General features: G+C 68.4%; 12 protein-coding genes. 3 read left to right on the forward strand and 9 right to left on the reverse strand.

Features of this window, described 5'->3' with window-relative positions:
- Window positions 1-83 precede the first annotated feature (83 nt).
- The 4 genes from ACFYLW_RS02600 to ACFYLW_RS02615 all read right to left on the reverse strand — a co-directional run bounded on the left by ACFYLW_RS02600 (window position 84) and on the right by ACFYLW_RS02615 (window position 5,468).
- Complete coding sequence (locus tag ACFYLW_RS02600; RefSeq protein WP_390182718.1) at window positions 84-971, reverse strand: glycine--tRNA ligase subunit alpha; 888 nt, start codon at window positions 969-971, stop codon at window positions 84-86.
- A gap of 61 nt (window positions 972-1,032) precedes the next feature.
- Window positions 1,033-1,905 carry a 4-(cytidine 5'-diphospho)-2-C-methyl-D-erythritol kinase gene (locus tag ACFYLW_RS02605; RefSeq protein WP_390182719.1) on the reverse strand — a complete coding sequence of 291 codons (873 nt, stop codon included), beginning with the start codon at window positions 1,903-1,905 and terminating at the stop codon, window positions 1,033-1,035.
- A gap of 4 nt (window positions 1,906-1,909) precedes the next feature.
- Window positions 1,910-3,763 carry a tetratricopeptide repeat protein gene (locus ACFYLW_RS02610; protein WP_390182720.1) on the reverse strand — a complete coding sequence of 618 codons (1,854 nt, stop codon included), beginning with the start codon at window positions 3,761-3,763 and terminating at the stop codon, window positions 1,910-1,912.
- A 55-nt stretch (window positions 3,764-3,818) separates the two neighbouring features.
- Window positions 3,819-5,468, reverse strand: a complete 1,650-nt coding sequence (locus ACFYLW_RS02615) for an electron transfer flavoprotein-ubiquinone oxidoreductase (protein WP_390182871.1) — start codon at window positions 5,466-5,468, stop codon at window positions 3,819-3,821.
- A gap of 191 nt (window positions 5,469-5,659) precedes the next feature.
- On the opposite strand from ACFYLW_RS02615, the gene ACFYLW_RS02620 reads away from it, so the two are divergent.
- Together ACFYLW_RS02620 and ACFYLW_RS02625 are read left to right on the forward strand one after the other, a co-directional pair.
- Window positions 5,660-6,472, forward strand: a complete 813-nt coding sequence (locus tag ACFYLW_RS02620; protein ID WP_390182721.1) for a uracil-DNA glycosylase family protein — start codon at window positions 5,660-5,662, stop codon at window positions 6,470-6,472.
- A 94-nt stretch (window positions 6,473-6,566) separates the two neighbouring features.
- Window positions 6,567-8,273, forward strand: coding sequence for a lytic transglycosylase domain-containing protein (locus ACFYLW_RS02625; RefSeq protein ID WP_390182723.1), 1,707 nt, complete (start codon window positions 6,567-6,569; stop codon window positions 8,271-8,273).
- A gap of 256 nt (window positions 8,274-8,529) precedes the next feature.
- Here the strand turns inward: ACFYLW_RS02625 and ACFYLW_RS02630 are convergent, their stop codons facing one another.
- From ACFYLW_RS02630 to ACFYLW_RS02650, 5 genes are all read right to left on the reverse strand, one after another.
- The gene (locus tag ACFYLW_RS02630; protein ID WP_390182724.1) at window positions 8,530-9,186 is read right to left on the reverse strand and encodes a glutathione S-transferase family protein; all 657 of its coding nucleotides are present in this window, start codon (window positions 9,184-9,186) and stop codon (window positions 8,530-8,532) included.
- Between the two features lie 43 nt (window positions 9,187-9,229).
- Window positions 9,230-9,550, reverse strand: coding sequence for a DMT family transporter (locus ACFYLW_RS02635; RefSeq protein WP_390182725.1), 321 nt, complete (start codon window positions 9,548-9,550; stop codon window positions 9,230-9,232).
- Between the two features lie 145 nt (window positions 9,551-9,695).
- The gene (locus ACFYLW_RS02640) at window positions 9,696-10,613 is read right to left on the reverse strand and encodes an alpha/beta hydrolase (RefSeq protein WP_390182726.1); all 918 of its coding nucleotides are present in this window, start codon (window positions 10,611-10,613) and stop codon (window positions 9,696-9,698) included.
- Window positions 10,614-10,641: 28 nt separating this feature from the next.
- Window positions 10,642-11,316, reverse strand: coding sequence for an SdpI family protein (locus tag ACFYLW_RS02645; RefSeq protein WP_390182727.1), 675 nt, complete (start codon window positions 11,314-11,316; stop codon window positions 10,642-10,644).
- On the reverse strand, window positions 11,316-11,603 hold the full coding sequence (locus tag ACFYLW_RS02650) for a metalloregulator ArsR/SmtB family transcription factor (protein ID WP_292084075.1): 288 nt from the start codon (window positions 11,601-11,603) through the stop codon (window positions 11,316-11,318). Before ACFYLW_RS02650 ends, ACFYLW_RS02645 begins: the two co-directional genes overlap by 1 nt.
- A gap of 119 nt (window positions 11,604-11,722) precedes the next feature.
- Here ACFYLW_RS02650 and ACFYLW_RS02655 point away from each other — a divergent pair, with 119 nt between their 5' ends.
- Window positions 11,723-12,481: a 3-oxoacyl-ACP reductase gene (locus ACFYLW_RS02655; protein ID WP_390182729.1), complete on the forward strand. Its 759-nt coding sequence runs from the start codon at window positions 11,723-11,725 to the stop codon at window positions 12,479-12,481.
- The last annotated feature ends 79 nt before the right edge of the window (window positions 12,482-12,560 follow it).

Genomic DNA, 12,560 nt, shown 5'->3' on the forward strand with positions numbered 1-12,560 from the left:
CAAAGCGGAAAGGGCCGTGCGGAGCGCCGGCGCCTGGGTTCCGGGTTCGGCTGCGCCGCCCCGGAATGACGGCAGGGAGAGGCTCACGACGTCGCCTTCTCATGCTCGACTTGAGCGAGAGCGCAGGCTTTGCACAGGTCGCGGATGCGGCCGATGTAGCTCTGGCGTTCGGCGACGGCGATGGCGCCGCGGGCGTCCATCAGGTTGAACAGGTGCGAGGCCTTCAGCACCTGATCATAGGCGGGCAGGACCAGGGGCTGGCCCTGCGGTCCCTTCAGCGTCAGGAAGTGGGCGGCCTCGCGCTCCATGTCCTCGAAGCGGCGCTTTAGAGCGGCGACGTCATAGCCGTGGAAGTTGGCTTCGGACTGCTGACGCTCGTTCTCGAGGAAGACCTCGCCGTAGGTCAGGCCTTCCTTGTTGAACTTCAGATCATAGACGTTGTCGACGCCCTGAACATACATGGCCAGACGCTCCAGCCCGTAGGTCAGCTCGCCCGAGACCACGTCGACCTCGATGCCGCCGACGCCCTGGAAATAGGTGAACTGGGTCACTTCCATGCCGTCGCACCAGACCTCCCAGCCCAGACCCCAGGCGCCGACGGTCGGGTTCTCCCAGTCGTCCTCGACGAAGCGGATGTCGTGCAGCTTGGGGTCGATGCCGATGGCGGCCAGCGAGCCGAGATACAGTTCCTGCAGGTTCTCCGGGTTCGGTTTCAGAATGACCTGATACTGATAATAGTGCTGCAGCCGATTGGGGTTCTCGCCATAGCGGCCGTCGCCCGGACGGCGCGAGGGCTGGACATAGGCGGCCTTCCACGGCTTGGGGCCGAGCGCGCGCAGCACCGTGGCCGGGTGCAGGGTGCCGGCGCCGACCTCGATGTCGTAGGGCTGCAGAATGGCGCAGCCCTGGTCGCCCCAGTATTTGTGCAGGGTCAGGATCAGGTCCTGGAAGGATAGGGGTTCGGTCGTCACGACGGCTCGTTTTCGCAGCGCAAAATTTGAGCGCGGACCCTAGGGCGCGCGAGCCGGAAACTCAACCGGACGCGGGATTTCCCAACAGGCAGGATCGCACCCACCAGCCGGGGCGTTGCAGCGCCAGCGCCGCGCCCCCGGCCGCCGCCGCATCGTCGAACAGGCCAAAGACCGTCGCGCCCGAGCCGGACATCCGCGTCAGGCGGCAGTCCGGCGCGGCGCGCATGGCGCTCAAAGCCTCGGCTATGCCGGGGGTCACGCGCAGGGCAGGGGCTTCCAGATCGTTGCGCTGGCCCTTCAGCCAGTCGGTCACGGCGGCGGGCGACCAGTCGCCGGGTGCGTCCGGGCAGTCGGCGCCGCCTGCGGGCGCATCGTCATAGGCGCGGTAGACCGCCCCGGTCGGGGACGGCAGGCCGGGGTTCAGCAGGACCGCGTGCAGCAGCGGCAGGCGCGGCTCGTCGCGCAAGTCGTCGCCCCGGCCCGTCGCCCAGGCCGGACGGGCGCGCAGGCACATGGGGCCGTCCGCCCCGACCACGCCCGCGACGGTCTCCAGCGCCGCCTCGTCCAGATTCAGGTTCAGAAGTTGCGCCGTCAGCCGGATGGCGGTCCCCGCGTCGGCCGAGCCGCCGCCCAGACCCGCTGCAATGGGCAACTTCTTTTCCAGGCTTACAGCCACCGGCGGCGCACCGATCCCGGCGGCCTCGCCCAGCGCGCGCAAGCCACGCAAAATCAGGTTGTCGCCTTCGCCCGCCAACGCCGCGCCGAACGGGCCGGTCACGCTCAGGGACAGGGCCTCGGCCCGCGCGACCGTCACCACGTCGCCGACATCGGCGAAGGCCATCAGACTGGCCAGGGGGTGATAGCCGTCAGCCGCCACCGGCCCGACGTGCAGGAACAGATTGATCTTGGCCGGAGCCAGGCCGCTGAGGATCACGCCGTCAGCTCTCGGCGCCCAGGCCCGCGCCCTTGTCGCCGGTGGGATCCTGACCCAGCTTGTCGCGCAGCTTGGCCTCGACCTCGGCCTTGCGCTCGGGTTCCACCTCCAGCGTCAGCACGCGGTTCCACTGGAAGCCCGCCTCGCGCTGGCGACCCACGGCCCAGTAGGCGTCGCCCAGGTGGTCGTTGATCTCGGCGTTGGCGGGCTCCTTGGCCACGGCCTGTTCCAGGGTTTCGACCGCGACCTTGAACTGCCCCCGACGATATTGCGCCCAGCCGAGCGAGTCCTGGATGTTGCCGTCCGACGGATCGGCGGCGAAGGCGCGGGCGATCATTTCGGCCCCTTGCTCCACCCGGGTTCCGCCATCGACCCACAGGTAGCCGAGGTAGTTCAGCACGGTCGGGTTGTTGGGCTGCTTCTGCAAGGCGGCCCACAGCTCGGCCTCAGCCTCCGGCTTGCGGTTCAGCGCCTCATAGGCGGCGCCCCGCAGGAAGTTGACCTCGAAACCCTGCTGCGCCGTGTTCAGAAGAGGGCCGTTCAGCACTGTCAGGGCTTCTTCAAAGCGCTTCATCTGGACCAGTTGGCCCGCCAGCAGGTAGGCGACCGCGGCATCCGCCGGGCGGGCGGCGACGGCGCGATTCAACTCCGCCAGCGCCGCATCGGACTGGCCGTCCTTTTCAAAGCTGAGCGCGCTCTGCACCCGCGCGGCGGCGAAGATTTCAGGATCACGCTCACTGACCTGGGCAAGGGCGACGCGGGCTGCGGGCTCCAGTTCGGCCTGTTGCAGGGTCTGACCGATCATGAAGCGCGTCGGGTCGTCGGGCGACAGGTTCAGGGCCAGGCGCAGATAGACGGCGCCGAACTCCAGGGCGCGCTGGGCGATGGCCTGATCCGCCGCCGTCTTCAGCGCCAGGGCGGCGCCCTGACGATAGGTCAGCAGGGCCGGGGCTCGGCCCTTGGCCGTCACGCGGGCCCGGGCCTGACGCGTGGCCCGGTCGCTGGCCCCGCCGGCGATGGCGGCGTCGTATTGAGCCAGGGCCTCGTCGCGCTTGCCGCGCCGCTCCAGGAACTCGCCATAGGGCAGACGGAACAGGGACGAAGCGACGGCGTGGCTGGTCAGGTCGCGCCATTCAGTGTCGGCCTGGTCGTACTGGCGACGAATCTCCAGCAGCCGGGCGCGGTTGCCGCGCGCCACCAGGATGCTGACCGGATCCCAGCTCGTCGGCGGCGCGGCTAGGGCCCGGTCCCAGTCGCCTGCGGCGGCGGCGATCCAGGCCTGGACATAGAATCCGGCGCGATCATGCGGCGAACCGATCGGTGCGGCCTTGAAGACGGCGTCGGCGCCACGAACCTCGCCTGCCACGAAGGCCTGAACGCCCGAGACCAGTCGTCCGGCCTCGACGATGACGGGGGAAACCCCTTCGCCGTTGGGGGAGATCCGCCCCGCCACATCGAGGTCGCCGGCGAGCAGCGCAGCGGTGAAGGCCTGTTCGCGCACGCGCGGCTGTTCGGGGGTCAGGGCCTCGACCCGGGCCAGGTAGTCGGCGCCGGCCGCGCTCTCGCCGCTGACCAGGGCGTTGCGACCGGCCAGATAGAGGCCATAGGCGCTGTGCTGTTCCGCATCTGTGGGAACCGGCGCCCAGACCGCCGGAATCGGGACGATCTCGGGCGCTTCGTCGGCGGGCGTCGTGGCGTCGGGCGTCTCGGCGGGCTCGGCGTCAGGCTCCGGCTGGGCGGGCGCGTCCTGAGCGGGCGGCGTCTGCGGGGCGTCCTGAGCCAGAGACGGCGCGGCCAGACCCAGCGCGATCAGCGAGGCGGCGGCGAACAGGGCGGATCGGCGGAAAGCAAAGCGCATCGGCGGACCCTTCACGCTTTCCCTTCCGCCCGCAAGAGGCTGAAACCTCGGGACCTTACATGTTCGGGTAGTTGGGGCCGCCGCCGCCTTCCGGCGTGGTCCAGACGATGTTCTGCGACGGGTCCTTGATGTCGCAGGTTTTGCAGTGGACGCAGTTCTGGGCGTTGATCTGGAAGCGCGGGTTCTGGCCCTGCTCGTCGGTCAGCACCTCATAGACGCCCGCCGGGCAGTAGAGCCGGGCGGGTTCGCCGTACCTGGGCAGGTTGACGTTGATCGGCACGCTGGGGTCCAGCAGCTTCAGGTGAGCCGGCTGATCCTCGGCGTGGTTGGTGTTCGAGATGAAGACAGACGACAGCTTGTCGAACGACAGCTTGCCGTCCGGCTTGGGATAGGTGATCGGCTTGAAGTCCTTGGCCAGGCCGGTCGAGGCCGCGTCCGTCTTGGTGTGCTTCATCGTGCCGAAGAAGGAGAAGCCGCCCGTCAGGTGGTTGACCCACATGTCGAACATGCTGACCGCGCCGCCCATCATGGTGCCCAGCTTGGACAGCATGGGCTTGGCGTTACGGACGACCTTCAGCTCCTTGTAGACCCAGGACGCCTTGTAGGCTTCCTCATAGGCGTCCAGCACGTCGCCCTCGCGGCCCGCGATCACGGCCTCATAGGCGGCGTCGGCGGCCAGCATGCCGGTCTTCATGGCGTTGTGGCTGCCCTTGATGCGCGGCACGTTCACGAAGCCCGCCGAGCAGCCGATCAGGGCGCCGCCGGGGAAGGCCAGCTTGGGCACCGACTGGAAGCCGCCCTCGGTGATGGCGCGGGCGCCGTAGGAGATGCGGGTTCCGCCCTCCAGATGCTCGGCGATGGCCGGGTGGTGCTTGAACTGCTGGAACTCATCGAAGGGCGATAGGAACGGGTTCTGATAGTTCAGGTGCACCACGAAGCCGACCGACACGTAGCGGTCGCCGAAGTGATAGAGGAAGGAGCCGCCGCCCGTCTTGTCGTCCAGCGGCCAGCCGGTCGTGTGCTGGACCAGACCGGGCTGGTGCTTCTCGGCCGGAATCTGCCACAGCTCCTTCAGGCCGATGCCGAACTTCTGCGGGTCCGAGTTCGCGGTCAGGTTGTGGCGGGCCATGATGGTCTTGGCCAGCGAGCCGCGCACGCCCTCGGCGATGAAGACATATTTGCCGTGCAGTTCCAGACCGGGCTGGAAGTCGCCGGTCGGCTTGCCCTCGCGGTCAATGCCGAAGACGCCGGCGACGACGCCCTTCACCCGGCCGGACGGCTCATCCCAGACGACATGACTGGCGGCCATGCCGGGATAGACCTCGACGCCCAGGGCCTCGGCCTGTTCGCCCAGCCAGCGCGCCACATTGCCCAGCGAAGCGATGTAGCAGCCGTGATTGTGCATGAAGGGCGGCATGGCGAACATCGGCAGCGAGGCCTGGCCCTGCGGACCGAGCACCAGGAACTTGTCCTTGGTCACCGGGGTCTCCAGCGGCGCGCCGCGCTCCTTCCAGTCGGGGAAGAGCTCGTTCAGGGCCTTGGGGTCGATCACGGCGCCCGACAGGATATGGCCGCCGATCTCGGCGGATTTCTCCAGAACGGCGACGGAAATCTCTTTCCCGTCCTTTTCGGCGCGCTGCTTCAGGCGGATGGCGGCGGACAGGCCGGCGGGGCCGCCGCCGACGATGACGACGTCATATTCCATGACCTCGCGCTCGACGCCTTCAAGCGCCTCGGCAGGCGGCAGCTTGTCGATGACGGCTTCCTGCCAGGCGTCAGTCGCGCCGCCTTCGATCGCTTGCTCAGCCATCTTCCCCTGAATCCTCGTTATCGTCGTGGTTATCTGCCTTATCATGAGGTGACGCAGCGGCGGTCAAGGCCTATCCCTGTCGAGGAATGACGCTCCAGCCCCTTGAGACCGCCGCAACCGAAGCCCTGCTCGCCTTCTGGCGCGATGCGGGGGTGGACGCCTGCTACCTGAACGAGCCGGTCGACCGCACGGTCTTCGTCGCCCCGCCCGCGCCGCAGGTGATGCAGAAGGCCGCCGCCACGGTCACGGCGCTGCATGGGGGAATGTCAGGAGCCGACGCCTTGGCCGAGGCCCGCCGTGTCGCCGCCGCCGCCATGACGATGGAGGCGCTGGCCGACGCGGTCGCCGCCTTTCAGGGTTGCCCCCTGCGGGCCATGGGCGCCAAGCAGGCCGTGTTCGCACGCGGCAATCCCAAGGGCTCGATCCTGCTGATCGGCGAGGCGCCCGGCGAAACCGAGGACCTGCGCGGCGAGCCCTTCGTCGGACAGGCTGGACAACTGCTGGACCGGATGCTGGCGGCGGCGGGTCTGGCCGATCAGGTCCTCATGACCAACACCGTCTTCTGGAAGCCGCCCGGCAACCGCCCGCCCTCGCCGCAGGAGCAGGCCGCCTGCGCCCCCTTCCTGGAACGCGCCTTCGCCCTGATGCAGCCCAAGGCGGTGCTGCTGGTCGGCGCGGCGGCGGCGAAATCGGTGCTGAACACCGAGGAAGGCCTGATGAAAATTCGCGGCCAGTGGCGCGAGTGGCGGCTGGACGACGGGGCGGCTGCGGCCCCCGCCATGACCACCCTGCACCCTGCCTTCTTGCTGCGTCAGCCCCAGGCCAAGCGGGTCGCCTGGGCTGACATCCTGTCACTGGCGGCGCGTCTGGATACGGCCCAGGTTGAGCCGAACGCCTGACTAGGGCATGGTTGGCGGCTGACGACCAGTCCACAGAGCGCTGACAATCCCGACGTCGAGAAGGGAGCCGCGCCGACGAAGGGGGCCGCCGCGTATGTACCTTTTCCGCCGCGCGGTCCTCGCGCCCTTGTTCGCTGCTGCACTCTGCGCCACGGTTGCGCCCGCCGCCCTGGCGGCAACCGAGACGGCTGAAAGCGGCGCCGATGACGGCGGAACGGTCTATGTCGCGAACGACTCTGACAGAACCCCCACGGCCCTGAGCAGTTCCGATCGACTTAGCTACACGACCGCCTTCGACGCCCTGCGCCGCGGCGATCTGGAGCTGGCCCGCGCCTCAGCCCGTCAGGCCCAGGACCGCATCCTGTTGGGTCAAGTCGAGTTCGAACGCTTGTTCCACCCCACCCACGTCGCCACCTATGACGAACTGGCGGCCTGGCTGGAGACCTATTCCGACCTGCCGATGGCGCAGCGAGTCTATACCCTGGCCATGCGCCGCATCCCCGACGGCGCCCCCGAGCCGAAGCGTCCCGGCAATCTGCTGGAGCGCACCTGGGCCAGCGTCACCGGTTCCGGCGACGGCGGCGTCACCGATCCGGCCAAGGCCGCGCGCGTGGCCCTGAACAACGACGATCTGGCGGGGGCCTATCGCACCGGCGCCGAGATCGGCGACTGGTGGAGCGCAGGGCTCGCCGCCTGGCGGATGAACGAGTTTTCCGACGCCTTCCGCGCCTTCGAGCGCGTGGCACAGGACCCGACCGAGGACCCCTGGGTCCGCGCCGGCGCCGCCTTCTGGAGCGCCCGCGCCGCCGGTCGTTCAGGCCGTCAGGATCGGGTGGTGGAGAACCTGCGCCTGGCCGCGCGCTGGCCCGCCACCTTCTACGGCCAGGTCGCCCTGCGCCAGTTGGGCGAAGAACCCGTCATCGAGAACCTGGGGCCGCGCGCCTATGAGGCGACGTTACAGCGCGCCAGCTTCACGCCCGAACCAACCGGGGTCGATGCGCGCGAACTGAACGCCTTCATCCGCTCGGACGAAACCGCCCGGCGCACCGTGGCTCTTTATGAAGTCGGTCGGCGCAATGACGCCGAGGAAGCCGCCCGCACCGGTATGCGCTCGGCGAGCGACGATGGCGCACGGCGCCTGTGGGCAGGCCTCTATCGCACCGTGGCCCCGAACCGGGCCGCCCAGGCTGACGCGGCCCGCATCGACGCCACCCGCTATCCGATGCCCGACCTCCAACCCGAGGGCGGCTTCACCATCGAGAAGGCGCTGGTCTATGCGATCGCGCGCAAGGAAACAGACTTCAACGCCAACGCCCGCTCGGGAGCCGGCGCCTATGGCATGATGCAGGTCATGCCCGCGACCGCCGCCTATATGACCGGGGATCAGGGCTATGTCCGCAGCCCCGAACGGCTCTATGTCCCGGCCACCAATCTGAAGCTGGGTCAGGACTATGTGAACCGCCTGTTCCAGATCGAGTCCTTCCAGGGCGATATCCTGAAAGCCGTCGCTTCCTATAACGCCGGTCCTGGGCCGATGCTGGCGGCGATCCGCAAGCTGGGGCCAGACGCTGATCCCCTGCTGCTGATCGAGACCATCGACGTGCCACAGGCCCGCGAATACGTGGAGAAGGTCGTGGCGGCCTACTGGATCTATCAGCGGATGCTGGGCGCGCCGTTGAACACCCTGGACGCCGTGGCGTCAGGCGCCAAGGCCGTGCCGATCCGTCTGGACTATGTGGCTCCGCCGCCGGTCGCGCCCCTGCAGGTGGCCGAGGCCGCCCCGGTCGCCGGAACGCGCTAGACAGCAAAACCGGTTCTGGCTGATGCGGTCAGTCAGAGCCCTGATCTTTTGCGCCAGTTTAAAGCCCCGTTCAGACGACGCTCGACAGCAGCATGGCCCAGACGAAGGCGAAGGCCAGAGCCGCCAGGAAGTAACCGCGGGCGACCTTGGCCCAGTTGGTGTTGCGACTGATCGTCCGCATTGCCTGTCCCCCACGGCCCGACGCCGCGAGGACAGAATGTAACATGACTCGTTAATCGCCGGTTTTCGGCTAGGCTTAAGCCGCGTTAGCCAGGGCGTCCTCGCCCCAGGCGACGAAATCCGGCTGAGCCAGCAGGGCGTCGACATAGGCGCGCGCTACGCCGTCCACGTCGCCGTGCGCGGCGAGGTCGATCTGGAAATGACGGAAGCGCGCCGCCACCGGGGTGAAGAAGGCGTCGGCGATCGACCATTCTCCATAGAGATAGGGACCGCCTGCGCCGAAGCGGGCGCGCGCCTCGCGGAAGATCTGCACCAGACGGCGGATGTCGGCGGCCACCGCCTCGCTCGTCGGAGCCGGGCTGCGGTCAGGGCCGACCATGGAGTGATCCGGGGCCATGCCGCATTCGGTGCGCAGCGCCATGAACCCCGAATGCATTTCACAGACCACCGACCGCGCCTGCCAGCGCGCATGGGCGTCGGCGGGCCACAGCCCGGCCTCGGGATAGCGCTCGGCGCACCAGACCGAGATGGCGAGGCTGTCCCATACGGTCTCGCCGTCGACCTTGAGCACCGGCACCCGCCCGGCGGGCGAATGAAGCGCGATCTGTTCGGCGGTGTCGGGCTGGTTCAAGCGGACGACCGTCTCGGTGAAGTTCGCGCCGCAGCGCTTGAGCACCAGCCAGGGCCGCAACGACCAGGTGGAATAGAGCTTGTCGCCGATCACCAGTTCCATGGTCGTCGCTCCCTCGAGGCTATCGTCTATCAATGGCTGCCCATCAATGGCTGGACGAGAGCTTCAGCACAACCAGGCCCGAGACGATCAGCAGAACCCCGCCGATCCGCATCGGCGTCAGGGCCTCGCCCAGCACCATGACGCCGACGATGAAGGCACCGACCGCGCCGATGCCGGTCCAGATGGCGTAGGCCGTGCCCAGCGGCAGGGTTTTCATCGCCATCGACAACAGGCCGAAGCTCAGGATCATGAAGGCGATCATGCCTAGGGTCGGCCAAGGCTTGCTGAAGCCGTCCGAGGCCTTCATCAGAAAGGCCCAGACGACTTCGAGGACGCCGGCGAGAAGAAGGAAAATCCAGGCCATGACGCTACTCCCTTGCATGGCGAGCCGGGTCGTCCCGGCGGTCATGCCCAAAAAGGGAGAGGTCGTCCTCTGAGGCTCCTATTTGGGACAAGGCGGGCCGAAGTCAAGGTCGAGCCCGCCTGGCGCGCCAGGAGAGGGGGGCGGCCTACTTCAGGATGAAGTCCGCCACCGTCTCGACCACGCCGGGGGCCAGCGGCAGGGCCGGGTCCATGTAGGTGGCGATATTGGCGGTGCGCTCGGCTGGCGCGATCTTCAGCACATGGTTCACGCCGTCCCAGATCGTCAGCGCGGCGCGCGGCTGGGCGGCCTTGATCGCCTCGGCGTCGGCGACGCTGACCTGAATGTCGGTCGCGCCCTGACCGATGAAGATGGGACCGTCGTAGGCAGCGGCCAGTTGGGCTGGGTCCAGAGCCAGCCATGAGATCATGTAGGGCTGGACCGAGGGGCGGAACATGGCGGCCAGTTCGGCGGGCGGGTCGGCGACCGTGCGTCCGGCTTCCAGCTCGGACAGGGCGTCATAGGCCTGGATCTTCAGCGGCTCGGGCAGGGCGGCCAGCTGTTCACGCAGCACGGTGGCGGCCGGCCTACCGGCGCCGGACAGCAGCACCAGGCCGCAGATCTTGTCGCTATGGTCGGCGACGGCGGCCAGGGCGACCAGCGCGCCCTCGCTATGGCCGATCAGCCAGGCGCAGGGCTGGCCCGTCTTCGCCGCCGCTTCGGACGCCCAGGCGCGGGCGTCGTCGACGTATGTGTTGAAACGCAGGTCGGCTTCCGAGGTCGCGGCCGCCGCGCTGCCGGCGATGCCGCGCTTGTCGATGCGCAGGGTGGCGACGCCCCGCTCGGCCAGGCCTCCGGCCAGCAGACGATAGGTCGAGGCGCGGATGCCGAATTGACCGCTGTTTCCGTCCCGGTCGGTGGGGCCGGAGCCGGGCAGGATGACGGCGGCGGCGCGCGTCTGGCCTTCAGGCGTCAGCAGGGTTCCGTGCAGGGCGGCGGGGGTCGAGGCCAGTTCGACCGGAGTCGCAACCGGCGAGAGCAGCAGGGCGGCGGCGAGGGTCAGCATGCTTGTCTCCGTCTTGTGGGGTGAGAAGTCAGAAAGGCTGGCGCTCAGGGTCGGCGCGCCAGACGCGCCAGCTTTCGAACACGGACCAGAGGGCGGCGATCAGGACGCCGACGATCAGGGCGATCATTCCGGCGGGTTGGATGACGAAGGGACTGGCGATCAGGCCGATCGCGCCCAGCCAGAACATCAGCCGACCGGCCAGCCGGTTGGAACGGTCCCAGGCCAGTCGTGACTGGTAGGCCCAGGGCGTCTTGACCCCGATGAAGGGATTGGGGCTGACCCGGCCAAGGATCGCGCCTGTGGCTAGCAGGATGAAGGCGGTAAAGGCCATGGCGACGCCCGGAGGGCTCACCCCGGTCGCGGCGGCGGGGCCGAGGCTGGCCCAGGCGACGAAGACAGCGACCGCCCCCATGATGAGGATCGACAGCCATTGCCCGCGTTGGAGCCCCTTGCGGCGGACCGGGTCGGCGACGGAGGCGGCCTGACGACCAGTCATCCAGGCGACCAGCAAATTCAGCAAGGCCAGTCCCGCCAGAACAGCCGCGAGCTCGTAGCGGCTGCCGTAACGATTGGCCTGCCCGGCGGCGTCGAAATGCACCGGGATCGGGGTTTCGGGGCCATAGACCGCGATCCATGCCGACCCGGTCAGGATCAGGAGCGAGACGATGGCGGCGACTGTGTCGGCCAGGGTGAGGTTTTTCATCACGGTTCTTGCTCCTCCTCGTCCGTTTTGCCCGTTCCGCTCAGATCCATCAGGAAGGCCAGGGCCTCCTCGACGGCCGAGATCTCCAGCCGATAGCGGATCGACTGGCCTTCGCGCTCGGTGCTGACCAGTTCGGCCTCCTTGAGCGCGTTCAGATGCCCGGTGACCGTCGGCCAGCTCATGTCGAAGGCGGCGGCGATCTCGCCCGAGGACAACGGTCCCACCCGCAGCATGGCGATGATGCGACGGCGCACAGGATGGGACAGGGCTTTGAACAGACTGTTCATAGGGAAAAGACTAATTAGGAATATTGCTAAATGCAACCCGCGTTCGCTGAGGTGCGGCTGGCCTTCGGCGGGCGCCCGGCCTATGGCTGAGGTCGTTTCTCTTGCTGCGAGTCGTTCTCATGGAAATCCGCGATCAGATCGTTCTCATCACCGGCGGGGCGCGCGGCGTGGGCGCGGCGGCGGCGCGGGCCTTTGTGGGCCAGGGCGCACGGGTGGTGATCAACTGGCGCGCCAGCGGCGAACAGGCGCAGGCTCTGGCGACTGAGCTGGGGGAGCGCGCCATCGCCATCCAGGCCGACGTGACCGACCACGCGGCGGTCGAGGCCATGGTGGCTCAGGCCCAGGCGAATTTCGGCGGCGCGATCAGCACCGTGGTCAACAACGCCCTGGACTACAGCTTCAACGGCGACGCGCGGGCGCAGATGGCGGACATTGCGTGGGAAGACATGGCCAGCCAGTTCTCGACCGTGATCCGCGGCGCGCTGAACGTCATCCAGGCCACGGCGCCGGGCATGAGCGCGCAGAAGTTCGGCCGGGTGGTCAACATCGGCACCAACCTGTTCCAGAATCCTGTGGTGCCCTACCACGACTACACCGCCGCCAAGGCGGCTCTGCTCAGCCTGACGCGGACGGCGGCGGGGGACCTCGGCCCGTCGGGAATCACGGTCAACATGGTCTCGGGCGGCCTGCTGCGGACCACGGACGCCAGTGCGGCGACGCCGGACGCGGTGTTCGACCTGATCGCGGGGATGACGCCGCTGCGCTCGGTGACCACGCCGCAGGAGTTCGCCGACGCGGTCCTCTTCTTCGCCTCGCCGTGGAGCCGGGCGGTGACGGGGCAGAACCTGGTGGTCGACGGCGGTCTGGTCCGCGACTAGGCGACTTGGCCGCACGTCGGTCGCGTTTTGGGCCGGTTCGCCCTATAGGAGCGGCCAACGCCCGAAAGCCTGCGCTCTC

Source organism: Brevundimonas sp. NPDC007368 (genome assembly GCF_042869015.1).
In the GTDB taxonomy this organism is placed as follows: Bacteria; Pseudomonadota; Alphaproteobacteria; order Caulobacterales; family Caulobacteraceae; genus Brevundimonas.